This is a genomic window from Afifella sp. YEN Y35 (assembly GCF_047553465.1).
Taxonomy (GTDB): Bacteria; Pseudomonadota; Alphaproteobacteria; order Rhizobiales; family Afifellaceae; genus Afifella; species Afifella aestuarii.
Genome location: NZ_CP180203.1, coordinates 3,247,102 through 3,263,020, shown reverse-complemented (window position 1 = coordinate 3,263,020; position 15,919 = coordinate 3,247,102). Strand labels below are relative to the sequence as shown.

Genomic DNA, 15,919 nt, shown 5'->3' with positions numbered 1-15,919 from the left:
CGGCACAATCCGAACAGGCTGTATGGTGTAGTGAACAATGAAGATTGAGCCTAATGAGCTCAGGATTTTCGTCGATGTGGCGAAGGCAGGCGGCTTTCGCGACGCCGCGCGACTGAATGGGAAGAGTCCGTCCTGGCTGAGCCAGACGGTGCGAAGTCTTGAGGATGAACTCGGCGTTCGCCTCTTCAATAGGACGACACGCAGCGTGGCCCTGACCGATGCGGGCAGCCGGCTTCTGGAACGACTGGCGCCAGCATTTTCCGAAATGGATGCGGCGCTCGAAGTCATAAACGGCTATCGGGATCGTCCCGCCGGCACCGTTCGCCTCAACGTGCCGACGGTTGCGACGCGCTTGATCCTGCCTTCGATCCTTCCACCCTTCCTGGCCGTATATCCGGATATCCGTGTGGAGGTGGTGGTCGACGAGAGCTATGCCGATCTCATGGCGTCTCGATGCGATGCAGGCATCCGATACGAAGAACGCCTCGAGGCCGACATGATTGCCGTTCCGATCGGACCGCGATCGCAGCGTTTTGCGACTGCGGCCAGCCCTGGCTATTTGAAACGCCGCGGCACACCGGAGCATCCTCGCGATTTGTTATCTCACGCCTGTCTTTGCGCTCGTTTTCCGAGCGGCGTCATGGCGACATGGGAATTCGAACGCGACGGTGAAGTTCTGCGAATCGATCCGTCCGGTCCCTTGATGGTGCAGGCCGGCGGCTCCAGCGATCTCATCGTTGAAACGGCCATTGCCGACATCGGCATCATCCATCTCTTCGAAGGCTGGCTGGCCCCATATTTGAAAAAAGGGCTTCTGGAGCCAGTACTGAAACCCTGGTGGCAGAGCTTCAGCGGTCCTTTTCTCTATTATCCAAGCCGTCGCCTGCTTCCTGCACCCGTGAGGGCTTTCGTCGATTTCGTCAAAACCGCGTCATGAAGCCTGCAACGTCTCTGCGGGCCGGCTGGCACATCAGCAACTCAGATCGGTTCGGGCTTGAGGCAGGCACAGACGCGATCGAGGGAGCGCGCAGCTCTTTCTCCACTCGTCTTTTCCGCACCTCTGCAGATGCAGACCATCGAAGCTGCGAACACAGGGGTGCCGGTTTCGAAGGCAACGACCGACGTCGCCCCGACCAACACATCCCGCTGACAGAAAACCGACGGTGGAATCTTTGAAAAAATCAAGGGTGACGCCCTGAGGCGTCGCCATTCAATCTCTTTGATTTTCTTGAGAAACTGGAGCGGGCGATGGGATTCGAACCCACGACCCCAACCTTGGCAAGGTTGTGCTCTACCCCTGAGCTACACCCGCATCCATCGCTGCACCGCCGTGCGGCGGGAGCGGTCGCCTATATGGCGCAAGCGATTGGCCATTGCAACACCTGAAATGCGTTGATCGCGAGAACAATTTTCTCGGACGAAGATCGGCCGCTCTTCCGCCCTCCTCTCTCCTGCGCACGGCCCGCAGGCGCCTGTCGCCGCCGCCTTGGCTTGTGCCCGTGTCCGGCCTTGGTTATGGCGACGCCTTTACGAAGCTTGTGGGGCAAGAGACATGGCGAAAGGTCGCGCCGAACTGATGGCGTTCCTCGAAGAGATCGGCATTTCGACGGAAACGATGGAACACCCGCCGCTCTTCACCGTGGAGGAATCGAAACGCCTGCGCGGCACGATCGAAGGCGCCCACACCAAGAACCTCTTCTTGAAGGACAAGAAGGACCAGGTCTTTCTGCTCGTGGCCAAGGAAGACGCCGAGATCGATATGAAGACGCTTCATAAGCGGCTCGGCTCGGCGCGCCTCTCCTTCGGCAAGCCGGAGCTTTTGGAAGAGCTCTTGGGCGTGCGTCCCGGCTCCGTCACGCCGTTCTCCGTGATCAACGACGAGGCGGGACGCGTCACCGTTCTCCTGGACGAACCTCTCCTCTCCTACGACGTCTTGAACTTCCACCCGCTGGAAAACACCGCGACGACGAAGATCGGCCGCGACGATCTCTTCACGTTTCTGAAGGCGACCGGCCACGAGCCGCAAATCCTTGCCGCGTCCGGCGATGCGGCCTGATCCGATCATCCTGCGTCGCGCTGAAGAGCACGACCGCGCCGCCCTCAACGCCCTGACGCAGGCCTCCACCGCCTATCGCGGGCGCTACCGGGCGATGCTGGACGGCTATGCAATCAGCGAAGCCCAGATCGCCGAGGACATCTTCGTCCTGGCGGAACAGGCTGGCAAAATCCTGGGCTATTACAGCCTGACGACGACGCCGGCGCCTGAACTCGATCTCCTCTTCGTCGCCGACGAGGCGCAGGGAACCGGGCTGGGTGCCGCCCTCATCGCCGATTTGAAGCGTGAAGCGGCCGCGCGCGGCATCCGTGCCATCAAGATCATCTCGCATCCGCCGGCGCAGGCCTTCTACGAAAAGATGGGCGCGCGGGTCGTTGGTCGGGAGCCCGCCTCCGGGCCCGTCTCATGGACACGCCCCATCCTTGAACTCGCCATCTGCGATGACAGTTCGAGCGACAGGCGGGTGCGCGGCGACATCGCCCGTCAAGGCGACGCCTGACCCAATTGCTTTCCCGGCTACGATCGCCACATATCGCCACGACACATGGAAGGAAGCCGCAAATGAGCGCAGAAGGATTCATCCTCGGCGGCCAGACGAGCGCCCCGCAGTCCCAAAACGACGCCTCCGGGCTCATCAAGGAGACCACCACGCAGGCCTTTCGCGTCGACGTTATGGAGGCCTCGCGCGAGGTTCCGGTTCTGGTCGATTTCTGGGCACCCTGGTGCGGCCCGTGCAAGCAGCTGACGCCGATTCTCGAAGCCGCGGTGAAGAAGGCCCGTGGCAAGGTGAAGCTCGTCAAGATGAACATCGACGATCACCCGGAGATCGCCGGCCAGCTCGGGATTCGCTCCATCCCGGCCGTGATCGCTTTCAAGGACGGCCAGCCTCTCGACGGCTTCATGGGCGCGCTTCCCGAAAGCCAGGTGATGGATTTCCTGCAGCGGATCGCGGGCCCCGTCGGGCCGAGTTCCGCCGAGGCGGCCCTCGCCGCGGCAGATGCCGAACTCGAAGGCGGCAATCCGGCAGGGGCTGCCAATCTCTATGCGCAGACGCTGCAGGAAGAGCCGGAGAACGCGGCAGCCCTGGCCGGCCTCGTGCGCTGCGAGATCAGCCTCCACAATCTCGACGCGGCCCGGGGGCTGCTCGACGGGATCGAACCGGCGCTCGCCAGTAACGAAGCTCTCGTGCAGGCACGTGCGGCACTCGAACTCGCGGAGCAATCTGAAAGCCTCGGCGACCCCAACGCTCTCAAAGCGCGGCTCGAGCAGGATCCCGCAGACCATCAGGCACGCTTCGACCTTGCGCTCATCCTCAATGCACGTGGTGATCGTACGGGCGCGGCGGAATGTCTCCTGGAGATCGTGCGCCGCGACCGCGAATGGAACGATCAGGCGGCGCGCAAGCAGCTTGTGCAGTTCTTCGAAGCCTGGGGAACCAAGGATCCGGCGACGGCTAAGTCCCGTCAGCGCTTGTCGTCTCTGCTTTTCGCCTAGTTCTAGACTGGAAAGCATTCGACGAGGTGTTGCGAATGGCCATTCAGGCCGGAAATCGCTGTTACAGAGATCCATCCGACCTTCCCGACCGGATCCCGGTGTTTCCGCTCTCCGGCGCTTTGCTGCTGCCGAGTGGACAATTGCCGCTGAACATCTTCGAGCCGCGCTACGTCGCCATGATCGACGACGCGCTGCGCGGAGAGCGGCTCATCGGGATGATCCAGCCGGTGATCGGGTGCAGCGAGGATTGTCACACGGCCCCTCTCTGCCAGGTGGGCTGCGCCGGGCGGCTGACCCAGATCGCCGAAACGGGCGACGGCCGCTATCTCGTGACCCTCACCGGCGTATCACGCTTCGTGATCCGGCAGGAGCTGGAAACGGAAGCGGACTACCGCGCCTGTCAGGTGTGTTTTGAGAAGTTTACGTCTGACTTCCAGCCGCGCCAGGGTGAGGAGGATATCGATCGGGCGGCTCTTCTCTCGGCTTTCCGCAGCTATCTCACCGCCCACGACCTCGAAGCCGATTGGGAGAGCGTGGAACGCGCCTCGAATGTCGGCCTGCTCACGGCTTTGTGCATGATGAGCCCGTGGGGCCCGGCCGAAAAGCAGGCGCTTCTGGAGGCGCCGAGCCTGAAAGAGCGGGCGGAGACATTGATCGCCATCGCCGAATTGTCGCTGGCAGGCTCGCACGATCAGGCGCCCGTGCAATAGTGGGCCGAGACGAGGACATGCAGGAGGACAGGATGATGCGCGAAGAGGCCGCCGGACCGCCGGATGAAACGTCAAGCCAGCGTCAGGTCGATCCGAAGCTCTTGGAAATTCTCGTCTGCCCGGTCACCCGCACGACGCTCGAATACGATCGCGAGCGACAGGAGCTCGTCAGCCGCGCTGCCAGGCTTGCCTATCCAATCCGCGACGGCATTCCAATTCTGCTTGAAGAAGAAGCCCGTCGCCTGGAAGATTAGGCGGAAGCAGGGGGGCGCAGGTGGCAAAAAAGCGCGGCGCGGAAAGCCGCGAGCGGCTCGTCAACGCCGCTGCCGATCTTTTCTGGCAAAAGGGTTTTGCGGCGACCTCACTCGCCGAGATCGGAGCGGCAGCGGGCATTCCGCTCGGCAACATCTATTATTATTTTCGCTCCAAGTCAGCTCTCGCCGAGGCGGTCGCCGCGATCATGGCCGAGCAGATGCAGGCGGCACTCGAGGAGATCGCCGCAGCGGCGGACGCCCCTGATGCGCGCCTTGCGGCGCTCGTCGATCTTCTGTCGCATTCCGTCGCGACACGCACCGAGCGCGGCTGTCCGATCCGCAGAGCCTCGGCGGAGTTTCGCGATCCGGCTCCCGAGGCATCGGCACGGGCCGCCGCAATCCTCGCCCATCTCGAAGCCTGGCTCACAAACGAACTGGCACGCATCGGCGCGCGCCCGGCCGACGCTCAGGCATCTGCGGCCAAAGCCTTGATTCTGTGGCAGGGCGGCATTGCCCTCGCCGAAGCGCGCCGCGACGAGGCACCGCTCAGACAGGCGCTTCAGGACATGCGCGCACTTTTCCGCGAGGCGGCACGACAGAGCCGCGGCGGCGAGAGAGCGGGAGCCCCGCTCTCAGCCGATCCGGGACGAACGACAGGCTTCTAGCGCATTCGCCCGGGCTAAAGCGCCTCGCCGCGCATCAGCCGGGGCAGTTCGCCGCCAAGACCAGCCGCCTCTTTGATGAAATTCTGCTTCAGGAAGGGCAGACGGTCGACGATCCCGAGGCCGACGGAGCGGGCCGTCCGCAGCATCTTGTTTTCCTTGGAGAAGAGCCGGTTGAGGACATCGGTCGTCACGCCCATCTGCCAGCTGTCGAACCGCCGCCATTGTTCATAGCGCTTCAAGGTCTCGATATGCCCGATATCGAGGCCGAGGCGATTGGCGTCGACGACGATCTCCGCAAGGGCTGCCGCATCCCGGAATCCGAGATTGAGCCCCTGGCCGGCAACCGGATGAATGCCGTGCGCCGCATCGCCGAGAAGCGCGAAATGGGGCCGCACGAAATCGCGCGCCAGCGTGAGCCCGAGCGGATAGCCCTGCCGTGGACCGTCGAGCGAAAGCTCGCCGAGATGATGGCCGAAGCGCCGCTCCAGCTCGATCTGAAACACGAACTCGTCTTCGGCGAGAAGCTTCTTGGCGTCGGCCTCGCGTTCGGTCCAGACGAGAGAGGAACGGTTGCCCTTGAGTGGCAGAATGGCAAAGGGGCCCGAGGGCAGAAAATGCTCGCGGGCAACACCGTGATGGGGCCGCTCATGCGCGACCGTGACCACGATCGCCATCTGCTTGTAGCGCCAGGAGACGGTGGCGATCCCGGCCTTGCCGCGCAGCCCCGAGCGCACGCCGTCGGCAGCGACGAGAAGGCGCGCATCGACCTGTTTGCCGGAGCCGAGCGAGAGCGCGACTGAGTTTCCCTCGACGGTGAAGTCGCGCACCGTCTCCGGGGCGACGATCTCGATGCCCGCCGCAACGCTCGCGTCCTGCAAGGCCCCGGTCAAAACGCCATTCGGCACCATATGGGCGAAGGGTTCGCCATCGGAGAGCGGCTCCTGGAAGGTGAGGAAAATCGGGCGCACGGCATCGCTGGTAGCGCTGTCGGTGATCTCCATGGCGTTGATCGGCTGCGCCTCGTCGGCCACGTGCCCCCAGACACCGAGCGTATCGAGCATGCGCTTGGCGGCCGCCGCGATCGCGGAAGCCCTTTGATCGGCGCCGGCAGGTTTTCTCCCGGCGGCATCGATGAGCATGACATCGAGGTCCGGCGCGCCGCGCTTGATGGCAAGCGCCGCCGTAAGCCCGGCCGACCCACCACCCGCAATCACCACATCCGCACGCTTGCTGTCCGCCATTCTCGCCCTCTTCTTCCATTTATCGGCGACGACGAAGCCGCCATCTCTGTTCAGGCTTCCGCCCTTCTTGACTTCCAGGCGCCGCGCGACAACGGTTGCGCCCGCTTCGGCTCTGCCGATCCCGCCTTAGGATTATGCTCCGGGTTCATCAACATGACGGACGGAATTCAAACCTTGCTCGACATTCTCGACCTGGAGACGCTGGAGCACAACCTCTTTAGGGGCCGCAGCCCGCAGGTGGGCTGGCAGCGCGTCTTCGGGGGCCAGGTGATCGGACAGGCCCTGGTTGCTGCCACGCGCACGGCACCTCTCGACCGGCATGCCCATTCGCTGCACGGCTATTTCCTGCGCCCCGGCGATCCCACGGTGCCGATCATCTACGAGGTCGACCGCATCCGGGACGGCTCGAGCTTTTTGACCCGCAACGTCATCGCCGTCCAGCATGGCGAAGCGATCTTCACCATGTCGGCGTCCTTCCAGAAGGAAGAAAGCGGCTTTGAGCATCAAAGGCCCATGCCGGACGTGCCGGCCCCTGAGGATTTGATGTCGGAGGCCGAGTTCAAAGAGCTTGTGATGAAGAGCCAGGCGCCGGACGCGGTCAAAGTCTATTGGAGCCGCGAGCGCCCGATCGAGTTCCGTCCCGTCGATCTCGATCATTACGTGGCACGGCGCGCCCTGCCGCCGCGCCAGGACGTGTGGTTCCGCGCCAACGGGCCGATCCCGGCCATCAGTGCCCTGCACAAATGCGCCCTCGCTTACGCCTCGGATATGACGCTCCTCGATACGGCGCTCTTTCCGCATGGACGTTCGGTTTTCTCCGTCGACATGCAGGTGGCAAGCCTCGACCACGCGATGTGGTTCCATCGCCCCTTCGACGCCACCAACTGGCTTCTCTACACCCAGACGAGCCCGTCGGCCTCCTCCGCCCGCGGCCTGTCGCTCGGCGCGATCTACACGCGTGATGGCACGCTTGTGGCCTCCGTTGCCCAGGAAGGTCTCATCCGGCCGCGCCCCCGAAAAGAGTGATGCTTTTTTAGGCAATTGACGCGCCTGAGGGCGCGGATCGGGTCTCTCGCCTCTCCAGAACCCAAGGAAGCCCTGCCTTTCGGCGCGGCGAATGCTCAAGCATTATGCCGCAGCCCGCATCCTTGCGGGAGCGTCGATAGTGGCAGACGCAACCACGGCGGCACAAAGAACGGGCAGCGCTGAGCTCGCCCGCGCCGCCGCAGCTGGGGAGATCGAAGCGATGAAACTGATCATGGCGATCATCAAGCCCTTCCGGCTCGATGCAGTGCGCGATGCGCTTACCGAAATCGGCGTCCAGGGCCTCACCGTCTCTGAGGTGAAGGGCTATGGGCGCCAGAAGGGACACACGGAAGTTTACCGCGGCACGGAATATGCAGTCAGCTTTCTGCCGAAGCTGAAGATCGAAGTCGTCGTCGAGGCTGCGAGCGCGGGCCGCGCGGTCGCAGCCATCACGGCCGCCGCCGAAAGCGGTCAAATTGGCGACGGCAAGATTTTCGTCGTCAACGTCGAACAGGCGGTCCGCATCCGCACGGGAGAGACCGACAACGAGGCGCTCTGACGGCAACAGGCTTTTGGGAGAGAGGACAGTCAATGAACAAGCGGGGAATTTTATGGGGGGCGGGCCTGATCGGCGCCTTCGCCTTGCTCGGTGTTGAGCCGAGTTGGGCCCAGGACGCGACAGAGCCGGCCCTCGACAGCGGCGACACCGCCTGGATGCTGACATCGACCGCACTCGTGCTGATGATGACGATACCCGGGCTCGCCCTGTTTTACGGTGGCATGGTGCGCAGGAAGAACGTTCTGGCGACCGCCATGCAAAGCTTCGCCATCTGCTGCCTGGCGACGGTTCTGTGGATGGTATGCGGCTATTCGCTGGCCTTCACCGACGGGGGCGCCTTCAACGCCTATGTCGGCGGCCTGTCGAAAATGCTTCTGGCGGGCGTCGGCAGCGACGCTTTGAGCGGCACCATCCCCGAGACGGTCTTCATGACCTTCCAGATGACCTTCGCGATCATCACGCCGGCCCTCATCACCGGCGCTTTCGCCGACCGCATGAAGTTCTCGGCCATGCTGTGGTTCATCGGCTTGTGGAGCCTCATCGTTTATGCCCCCGTCACCCACTGGGTTTGGGGCGGCGGCTTCCTTGCCAATGCGGGCGTGCTCGACTTCGCGGGCGGCACGGTCGTCCACATCAATGCCGGTGTCGCCGGCCTCGTGGCAGCCCTCGTTCTCGGCAAGCGCCGCGGCTTCGGCTCGGAGAACATGGCGCCGCACAACCTCGTCCTGTCGATCATCGGCGCCTCGCTTCTGTGGGTCGGCTGGTTCGGCTTCAACGCGGGCTCCGCGCTTGCCGCCAACGGCACCGCCGGCATGGCGATGGCCGTGACCCAGATCGCGACGGCGACTGCTGCTCTTGCCTGGATGTTCGGCGAATGGGCGGTGCGCGGCAAGCCGAGCGTCCTCGGCATCATTTCCGGCGCCGTGGCAGGCCTCGTCGCCATCACCCCGGCCTCGGGCTTCGTCGATCCGACCGGGGCGCTCATCATCGGCGCGGCCGCCGGCCTCGTCTGCCTGTGGGCGGTGGTCTGGCTGAAACCGATGCTCGGCTATGACGATTCGCTCGACGCCTTCGGCGTGCACGCTGTCGGCGGCATCGTCGGAGCGCTTCTGACCGGCGTCTTCGCCCGCGAAGCGATCGGGGGCACGCCGGGCCTCATCGAAGGCAATGCGGGCCAGGTGATGACGCAGGTCTACGGCATCGCGGCGACGATCGCCTGGACGGCCATCTGCTCGTTCGTGATCCTGAAAGTCATCGATATCACGGTCGGCACCCGCGTCTCGCCGGAAGTCGAAACCGAGGGTCTCGACGTCAATCTCCACGGCGAAGTGGTTCAGTAAACACCCACGAGCACGTTATCGAACGACCCGGCCGCGCTGCGGCCGGGTTTTATTTTTGCCCTTGGCGAAGAGACGCGCCCCACTACTCTCTTCTGCCGTCTTTGCGCCGCCCTGCCGCCGCATTCACTGGCGCGACTTTGGGCAAAACTGCAATTTTGCACATCTCGTAGGCAATTTTCACGACGCGACCTGCAAACCGCTCCAGTTTGTGGGGATTCCGTAAGTGACTCACGGCACTTAGCAAATCGTTCCCCATTCTGGCACGCGGCTTGTAAAGAAAGTCGCGTAAGGCGGCGGTCCAGACGCGTCGTCCGGATGGTCGGCCGCACGCCGGCCCAGCCAAAGGGAGATTGTGACCGAGATGAAATTGATCATTGCGATCATCAAACCTTTCAAGCTCGACGAGGTGCGTGAAGCCCTCACGGAGCTTGGGGTGCAGGGCCTCACCGTGACGGAAGTGAAGGGTTACGGCCGGCAAAAGGGGCACACGGAAATCTACCGCGGCGCAGAATACGCGGTGAGCTTCCTGCCCAAACTGAAGATCGAGGTCGTCGTCGATTCCGCCAATGCGGATCGGGTGGTGGAGGCGATCGCCGCCGCCGCCAAGAGCGGCCAGATCGGCGACGGCAAAATCTTCGTCGTCAACGTCGAACAGGCGGTGCGCATCCGCACCGGGGAAACCGACGCGGAGGCTCTCTGACAATGACGTCGGAGAACGGGAGAGAGGGACACTTCATGAAGAACAAACACTGGCTTAAGGCGGTGCCGGCGATTGCGGCCATTGCCGCCATCGCCGCCGTGCAGCCGGCCCTGGCACAGGACGCTGCAGCGCCTGCGGCCGAGGCTGCTCCGGCCGCCGATGCGGCGGCTATCGCTTTCACCTTCAACACGTTTTCCTTCCTCGTCACGGGCTTCCTCGTGATGTGGATGGCAGCAGGCTTCGCCATGCTGGAGGCGGGGCTCGTACGCTCCAAGAACGTCTCCATGCAGTGCCTCAAGAACATCGGCCTCTACTCGGTCGCAGGCCTGATGTTCTGGGTGATCGGCTACAACCTCATGTACATGAACGTGGACGGCGGCTATTTCGGCGTCCCGATCCCGAAGGCGATCCCGGATCCGGCCAGTGAGACGAGCGGCGATTATGCGGCCGCGTCCGACTGGTTCTTCCAGATGGTGTTCTGTGCCACCGCGGCCTCCATCGTCTCCGGCACGCTCGCCGAGCGCATCAAGCTGTGGCCGTTCATGATCTTCACCGTGATCCTGACCGGCATCATCTATCCGATCACCGGCTCCTGGCAGTGGGGCGGTGGCTGGCTGTCCGAGATGGGCTTCTCCGACTTCGCGGGTTCCACGCTCGTCCACTCCGTCGGTGGCTGGTGTGCCCTGACCGGCGCGGTCATTCTGGGCGCCCGCCGCGGCAAGTTCGGGCCGAACGGCGCCGTGCACCCCTTCCCCGGCTCCTCGATCCCGCTTGCCACGCTCGGCACGTTCATTCTCTGGCTCGGCTGGTTCGGCTTCAACGGCGGCTCCCAGCTCGCCCTTGACGGGTTCGAGAACGCCTCTGCGATCTCGCGCATCTTCGTCAACACCAACCTCGCCGCCGCGTCCGGCGTCGTGGTGGCGATGATCCTCACCCAGGTCGTCTACAAGAAGGTCGACGTGACGATGGCCCTCAACGGCGCCCTCGCCGGTCTCGTCTCGATCACGGCCGAACCGCTCGCCCCCACCGTGCCGACCGCTCTCTTCGTCGGCGCCGTCGGTGGCCTCATCGTGGTCCTGGTGGTGCCGCTCCTCGACAAGCTGAAGATCGACGACGTCGTCGGTGCCATCCCGGTCCACCTCGTCGCCGGCATCTGGGGCACGATCATCGTGCCGCTGTCCAACGCCGACACGAACTACGTCACCCAGGCGATCGGCATCGCCTCGATCGGCGTCTTCTGCGTCGTCGTCAGCACCATCATCTGGCTCGTCCTCAAATTCACCGTCGGCCTCAGGGTCAGCGAGGAAGAAGAGGCTCTGGGTCTGGACGCGGTGGAAATCGGCGTCGAAGCCTACCCGGAATTCGGCGTCGGCTCGCAGCGCGTCTAAATTCCACTCAATGCTTTCTTCGATGCGGCCCGGGCACCACGCCCGGGCCGTTTTATTTTGCAAGGGCGCTCAGGGCCGCTCTGGTTAACAAGCGTTTAACCCAGCCCGCCTATTGTCGCGGAAGTCCACCAACGCAGGGACGAACGATCTCCCATGGCCTTCGGCGCAAGCAGCGAGTTTTTCCATTCCACCTATGCCCTCCGTCGCATGGCGGTTCGGCGCATCGTGCAGCTGGCGGGCTTCGTGCTCTTCCTTTTGCTGGCGATGATGGTGCTGTCTCTGGCCACCTGGAAGGTCGCAGACCCGAGCCTCTCGAACATCACCGATGCGCCTGTCGGCAATCTCCTCGGGGCATGGGGGGCGAACTTCGCTGACCTCGCCATGCAGTTCTTCGGGCTCGGCATCATCGCGCTCCTTCTGCCGCCCGCGCTTCTGGCGCTGGCACTCCTGCGCATGCGCGTTCCCACCCAGCCCTTCCAGCAGCTCGGCTTCTGGCTTGCCGGAACGGCCGTTACCGCGCTGGCACTCGCCTGTCTGCCGGTGCCGCAATCATGGCCTCTCCCGATCGGCATCGGCGGCGCCGTCGGCGACATCATGCTGCGCCTGCCGACCTGGATCTTTGGCGATCCTCTCATCATCGGCATGCGCGCGGCGATCGGCGTCCTGGCGACCGGCATCGGCCTTGGCCTTCTCTTTGCCGCTGCGAGGTCCCGTCCGATCGGTGACGCGGCCCACGCGCCGATGAACACCCCCGCAGCCCTTGATGAAGCCGAGGACGAGGACGACATCGACCTCTCCGATGAGGACGCACCGCGCGGCGGCCTTTCCGTGGTCGCGGGCTTCGTCATGCATCACGGCTTTTCGGCGCTTTCTGCGGTGAGCCGTGGTCTGCGTCGCGGCTCGCATCGCGCCGTGCGCGCAGCGCTGGAACGTTCCGAGCGCCCGGCCACCATCGCGGGCACCCGCCACGAACCTTCGCTGGCCGCAAGCGAGGCGCCGTTCGACGCCTATGAAGAAGAAGACTACGACGACGAAGAGACCTACGAGGAGCCGCAGGCCTCCTCGCTCGTCACTGCGCCGGCGCCGAAGCTGAAGCCGAGCCGTCGCGCCAAGCGCGAATCGCAGCCGTCGCTTCTGCCCTCCGACAGCTACGAACACCCGCCCCTGCACATGCTCGCCGATCCGGACCCCAAGGGCAGCCTCAATCACGACCCTGCAGCCCTGGAGAAGAACGCCCGCGCTCTGGAAGGCGTCCTGGAAGACTTCGGCGTGCGCGGCGAGATCATCAATGTGCGCCCCGGACCGGTCGTCACGCTTTACGAGCTTGAGCCCGCGCCCGGCATCAAATCCTCGCGTGTCATCGGCCTCGCCGACGACATCGCCCGCTCCATGAGCGCGATCGCGGCCCGCGTCGCCGTCATCCCCGGGCGCAATGTCATCGGCATCGAATTGCCGAACGCCCGCCGTGAAACCGTCTTCCTGAAGGAGATCCTGGGCTCGGTCGATTTCGAGAAGAGCCGGGCACGCCTGGCGCTCGCGCTCGGCAAGACGATCGGCGGCGAACCCGTCATCACCGATCTCGCCAAGATGCCTCACCTGCTCGTCGCCGGCACCACGGGCTCCGGCAAATCGGTGTCGATCAACACGATGATTCTGTCGATCCTCTACCGGCTGACGCCGGAGCAGTGCCGCCTCATCCTGATCGACCCGAAGATGCTGGAACTCTCCGTCTATGACGGCGTCCCGCACCTCCTCACTCCCGTCGTCACCGACCCGAAGAAGGCGGTGGTCGCGCTCAAATGGACCGTCCGTGAGATGGAAGAGCGCTACAAGCAGATGTCGAAGGTGGGCGTCCGCAACATCGACGGCTTCAACCAGCGCATCGCCACGGCAAAGAAGAAGGGCGAAGTGATTCGCCGCACCGTGCAGACCGGCTTCGACCACGATTCGGGCGAGGCGATCTTCGAGACCGAGGAGCTCGAGCTCGAGCCGATGCCCTATATCGTCGTCATCATCGACGAGATGGCCGATCTGATGATCGTGGCGGGCAAGGAGATCGAAGGCGCCGTGCAGCGTCTCGCCCAGATGGCCCGCGCCGCCGGCATTCACGTCATCATGGCGACGCAGCGCCCCTCGGTCGACGTCATCACCGGCACGATCAAGGCGAACTTCCCGACCCGCGTCTCCTTCCAGGTCACCTCGAAGATCGATTCGCGCACCATCCTTGGCGAGCAGGGCGCCGAACAGCTCCTCGGCCAGGGCGATATGCTCTTCATGGCGGGCGGCGGTCGCATTCAGCGCGTGCACGGCCCGTTCGTCAGCGACGAGGAGGTCGAAGAGGTCGTGGCGCATCTGAAGGGCCAGGGCGTGCCGGATTACCGCGACGCCATCACCGACGAGGAAGCGGAAGGCGAAACGGGTTGGGACGCACTCGCCGGGTCCGACGATTCCAACGATATCTACGACAAGGCGGTCGCCATCGTCTTGCGCGACCGCAAGGCCTCGACCTCTTATGTCCAGAGGCGGCTCTCGATCGGCTACAACCGCGCCGCCTCCATTATCGAACGCATGGAAAACGAAGGGCTGATCAGCGCGGCCAACCACGCAGGAAAGCGTGAGATCCTGGTCGGCGAAGAGGCAGCCTGAGCGAATTTCCGCCACGTTTGGCTGGTCTTACCGTTTTCATGCCCGACATTTCCGGTCCACGACCTTTCCGATCCTTGGAGGATCTGATGCGCATTCTATCGAAGACACTCGCCGCCATGGCCGTCGGCGTCGTGGCGCTCGGCCTCGCCGCCGGCTCCGCCTTTGCCTTCACCGCCGACCAGCAGCAGGCGCTGGCGTCGATCTCGGCCAAGCTCGCCAATCTCAAGACGATGCATGGCGAGTTCATCCAATTCGGTCCGACCGGCGAGAAGAGCCAGGGCAAGTTCTATATCGAGCGTCCCGGCCGGATCCTTTTCGACTACGACCCGCCCTCCAAGCTGAAGGTGAAGTCGGACGGCAAATCGGTTCTCGTGCGCGATGCGAGCATGAAGACCGACGATTTGTGGCCTTTGTCCAAAACGCCCCTCAAATTCCTCCTCGACGATCAGCTCAATCTCGCCAAGTCGAGCCGGGTGCGCGGCGTTCAGGTCGAATCCGATCTGATCCAGGTGGTCGTCGTCGACGATGCGCAGTTCGGCGGCGGGACGCTCACGTTGTTTTTCGATCCGTCCACTTACGAGCTTCGTCAATGGACGGTGCGCGATGCACAGGGCCTCGACACCACAGTCGCGCTCTACAATGTGGAGACCGGCCGACCGCTTTCGCCGGAGCTTTTCAAGATCAACTACAGCGGCGTCACGAACCGCGCCCGCGAGCGGTCTCTCGGTGATTAAATCTTTCTGAGAGATATTTTTTTCGCCTTTCTTTCAGGCTACAAATCTTTGTGTCGGAAGCTGGGGTTGTCTCAGCGACAAGAAGCCCCATCTCTCCGCCGCGGAGATCGACCCGGCCGATACAACGCCCCCCGTCTCGCTCGGGTCTGATCAGCCGGATTTTATCCGGTTCGTTCCCGCGAAGGCGCCCAGGCTCCACGCTTGGGCGCCTTTCTATTTCAGAAAAGTTCTGGGCTTTCCTGTTGACCTCGCGCGCAGCGACTGGATTTCCGTGTCACGGCAGGCCATTCGGAAGAGATGTCACTCTCAATCGCCACCTGGAACATCAATTCGGTGCGTCTGCGCATCGGTCTCATTCTTCAGTTTCTTGCCGAGCATGAGCCGGATGTGCTCTGCCTGCAGGAAACCAAATGCCCGGACGCTCTCTTCCCGGAGAAGGCCTTCCGCGAGGCGGGCTACCCCCACCTCGCCCTCTCCGGGCAGAAGGGCTACAACGGCGTCGCCATCGTCTCGCGACGTCCCCTCTTCGGCGTCGATCGCAATCATTTCTGCGACCGCATCGATTGCCGTCACATCGAGGCAAAGGTCGAGTCCGGCCAGCAGCATGTGACGTTGCACAATTTCTACGTCCCGGCGGGTGGCGACGAGCCGGACCCCGACAAGAACGTGAAATTCGCCCACAAGCTCGCCTTCATCGAGGAATTGACGCAGGCCGCAGAGAGGCTGGCACAGCCCGGCTCCATCCTGGTGGGGGATCTCAACATCGCCCCGCTCGAGACCGATGTCTGGTCGCACCGCCAGCTCCTGAAAGTCGTGAGCCACACCCCCGTCGAGACGGAGGGGCTCCTGCGCTTCCAGGCGGCCGGCCCGTGGGTCGACGTCATGCGCCGGTTCGTCCCGCCGGAGGACAAGCTCTTCACCTGGTGGAGCTATCGCTCGCCCAATTGGGAAGCCTCAGACCGTGGGAGACGTCTCGATCATATCTGGGCAGCAACCGATGTGGCCGCCCGTGCGCAAGGCATCAAGGTCATCAAGGAAGCGCGCGGATGGGAACGGCCCTCCGACCACGTACCCGTGATCGCGACCTTCGCCGAAGCCTGAAACGT

At 63.7% G+C, this 15,919-nt stretch carries 16 protein-coding genes and 1 tRNA gene; 15 read left to right on the top strand and 2 right to left on the bottom strand.

The features are described 5' to 3' along the window. Positions 1-37: 37 nt before the first annotated feature. Positions 38-937: a LysR substrate-binding domain-containing protein gene (locus ACK8CP_RS15520; RefSeq protein ID WP_414832419.1), complete on the top strand. Its 900-nt coding sequence runs from the start codon at positions 38-40 to the stop codon at positions 935-937. Between the two features lie 300 nt (positions 938-1,237). Here the strand turns inward: ACK8CP_RS15520 and ACK8CP_RS15515 are convergent. Beyond that, positions 1,238-1,312 (bottom strand) — tRNA-Gly (locus tag ACK8CP_RS15515). 240 nt (positions 1,313-1,552) lie between these two features. On the opposite strand from ACK8CP_RS15515, the gene ACK8CP_RS15510 reads away from it, so the two are divergent. From ACK8CP_RS15510 to ACK8CP_RS15485, 6 genes are all read left to right on the top strand, one after another. Further along, complete coding sequence (locus ACK8CP_RS15510; protein WP_414832418.1) at positions 1,553-2,056, top strand: prolyl-tRNA synthetase associated domain-containing protein; 504 nt, start codon at positions 1,553-1,555, stop codon at positions 2,054-2,056. Further along, positions 2,046-2,555, top strand: coding sequence for a GNAT family N-acetyltransferase (locus ACK8CP_RS15505; RefSeq protein WP_414832417.1), 510 nt, complete (start codon positions 2,046-2,048; stop codon positions 2,553-2,555). The genes ACK8CP_RS15510 and ACK8CP_RS15505 overlap by 11 nt, the downstream gene beginning before the upstream one ends. 62 nt (positions 2,556-2,617) lie before the next feature. Next, positions 2,618-3,550, top strand: a complete 933-nt coding sequence (gene trxA / locus ACK8CP_RS15500) for a thioredoxin (protein ID WP_414832416.1) — start codon at positions 2,618-2,620, stop codon at positions 3,548-3,550. A gap of 35 nt (positions 3,551-3,585) precedes the next feature. After that, positions 3,586-4,260, top strand: a complete 675-nt coding sequence (locus ACK8CP_RS15495; RefSeq protein ID WP_414832415.1) for an LON peptidase substrate-binding domain-containing protein — start codon at positions 3,586-3,588, stop codon at positions 4,258-4,260. Positions 4,261-4,292: 32 nt separating this feature from the next. Continuing rightward, positions 4,293-4,514, top strand: a complete 222-nt coding sequence (locus ACK8CP_RS15490; RefSeq protein WP_414832414.1) for a Trm112 family protein — start codon at positions 4,293-4,295, stop codon at positions 4,512-4,514. Positions 4,515-4,534: 20 nt separating this feature from the next. Then, on the top strand, positions 4,535-5,179 hold the full coding sequence (locus ACK8CP_RS15485; protein ID WP_414832413.1) for a TetR/AcrR family transcriptional regulator: 645 nt from the start codon (positions 4,535-4,537) through the stop codon (positions 5,177-5,179). Positions 5,180-5,193: 14 nt separating this feature from the next. Here the strand turns inward: ACK8CP_RS15485 and ACK8CP_RS15480 are convergent, their stop codons facing one another. Further along, positions 5,194-6,420, bottom strand: coding sequence for a ubiquinone biosynthesis hydroxylase (locus ACK8CP_RS15480; protein ID WP_414832412.1), 1,227 nt, complete (start codon positions 6,418-6,420; stop codon positions 5,194-5,196). Positions 6,421-6,573: 153 nt separating this feature from the next. Between ACK8CP_RS15480 and tesB the strand changes: the two genes are divergently transcribed. The 8 genes from tesB to ACK8CP_RS15440 all read left to right on the top strand — a co-directional run bounded on the left by tesB (position 6,574) and on the right by ACK8CP_RS15440 (position 15,914). After that, positions 6,574-7,446 carry an acyl-CoA thioesterase II gene (tesB, locus tag ACK8CP_RS15475; protein ID WP_414832411.1) on the top strand — a complete coding sequence of 291 codons (873 nt, stop codon included), beginning with the start codon at positions 6,574-6,576 and terminating at the stop codon, positions 7,444-7,446. A 220-nt stretch (positions 7,447-7,666) separates the two neighbouring features. Continuing rightward, positions 7,667-8,005, top strand: coding sequence for a P-II family nitrogen regulator (locus ACK8CP_RS15470; protein WP_414834281.1), 339 nt, complete (start codon positions 7,667-7,669; stop codon positions 8,003-8,005). 32 nt (positions 8,006-8,037) lie between these two features. Continuing rightward, on the top strand, positions 8,038-9,345 hold the full coding sequence (locus tag ACK8CP_RS15465) for an ammonium transporter (protein WP_414832410.1): 1,308 nt from the start codon (positions 8,038-8,040) through the stop codon (positions 9,343-9,345). Positions 9,346-9,706: 361 nt separating this feature from the next. Next, entirely contained in the window at positions 9,707-10,045 is a 339-nt protein-coding gene (locus ACK8CP_RS15460) for a P-II family nitrogen regulator (RefSeq protein WP_092812142.1), read from the top strand. Between the two features lie 35 nt (positions 10,046-10,080). Continuing rightward, positions 10,081-11,433: an ammonium transporter gene (locus ACK8CP_RS15455; protein ID WP_234630049.1), complete on the top strand. Its 1,353-nt coding sequence runs from the start codon at positions 10,081-10,083 to the stop codon at positions 11,431-11,433. A 207-nt stretch (positions 11,434-11,640) separates the two neighbouring features. After that, a complete protein-coding gene (locus ACK8CP_RS15450) occupies positions 11,641-14,079 on the top strand; it encodes a DNA translocase FtsK 4TM domain-containing protein (protein WP_414834280.1) in 2,439 nt (812 codons plus the stop codon). 86 nt (positions 14,080-14,165) lie between these two features. Next, positions 14,166-14,813 carry a LolA family protein gene (locus ACK8CP_RS15445; protein ID WP_234630048.1) on the top strand — a complete coding sequence of 216 codons (648 nt, stop codon included), beginning with the start codon at positions 14,166-14,168 and terminating at the stop codon, positions 14,811-14,813. A gap of 297 nt (positions 14,814-15,110) precedes the next feature. Next, a complete protein-coding gene (locus ACK8CP_RS15440) occupies positions 15,111-15,914 on the top strand; it encodes an exodeoxyribonuclease III (protein WP_234630047.1) in 804 nt (267 codons plus the stop codon). The last annotated feature ends 5 nt before the right edge of the window (positions 15,915-15,919 follow it).

Excerpts from the sequence above, each read along its gene's own strand:
- ACK8CP_RS15520 (WP_414832419.1), top strand. The coding sequence starts at position 38 with ATGAAGATTGAGCCTAATGAGCTCAGGATTTTCGTCGATGTGGCGAAG.
- ACK8CP_RS15510 (WP_414832418.1), top strand. The coding sequence starts at position 1,553 with ATGGCGAAAGGTCGCGCCGAACTGATGGCGTTCCTCGAAGAGATCGGC.
- ACK8CP_RS15505 (WP_414832417.1), top strand. The coding sequence starts at position 2,046 with ATGCGGCCTGATCCGATCATCCTGCGTCGCGCTGAAGAGCACGACCGC.
- trxA (WP_414832416.1), top strand. The coding sequence starts at position 2,618 with ATGAGCGCAGAAGGATTCATCCTCGGCGGCCAGACGAGCGCCCCGCAG.
- ACK8CP_RS15495 (WP_414832415.1), top strand. The coding sequence starts at position 3,586 with ATGGCCATTCAGGCCGGAAATCGCTGTTACAGAGATCCATCCGACCTT.
- ACK8CP_RS15490 (WP_414832414.1), top strand. The coding sequence starts at position 4,293 with ATGATGCGCGAAGAGGCCGCCGGACCGCCGGATGAAACGTCAAGCCAG.
- ACK8CP_RS15480 (WP_414832412.1), bottom strand. The coding sequence starts at position 6,420 with ATGGCGGACAGCAAGCGTGCGGATGTGGTGATTGCGGGTGGTGGGTCG.
- tesB (WP_414832411.1), top strand. The coding sequence starts at position 6,574 with ATGACGGACGGAATTCAAACCTTGCTCGACATTCTCGACCTGGAGACG.
- ACK8CP_RS15470 (WP_414834281.1), top strand. The coding sequence starts at position 7,667 with ATGAAACTGATCATGGCGATCATCAAGCCCTTCCGGCTCGATGCAGTG.
- ACK8CP_RS15465 (WP_414832410.1), top strand. The coding sequence starts at position 8,038 with ATGAACAAGCGGGGAATTTTATGGGGGGCGGGCCTGATCGGCGCCTTC.
- ACK8CP_RS15460 (WP_092812142.1), top strand. The coding sequence starts at position 9,707 with ATGAAATTGATCATTGCGATCATCAAACCTTTCAAGCTCGACGAGGTG.
- ACK8CP_RS15455 (WP_234630049.1), top strand. The coding sequence starts at position 10,081 with ATGAAGAACAAACACTGGCTTAAGGCGGTGCCGGCGATTGCGGCCATT.
- ACK8CP_RS15450 (WP_414834280.1), top strand. The coding sequence starts at position 11,641 with ATGGCGGTTCGGCGCATCGTGCAGCTGGCGGGCTTCGTGCTCTTCCTT.
- ACK8CP_RS15445 (WP_234630048.1), top strand. The coding sequence starts at position 14,166 with ATGCGCATTCTATCGAAGACACTCGCCGCCATGGCCGTCGGCGTCGTG.
- ACK8CP_RS15440 (WP_234630047.1), top strand. The coding sequence starts at position 15,111 with ATGTCACTCTCAATCGCCACCTGGAACATCAATTCGGTGCGTCTGCGC.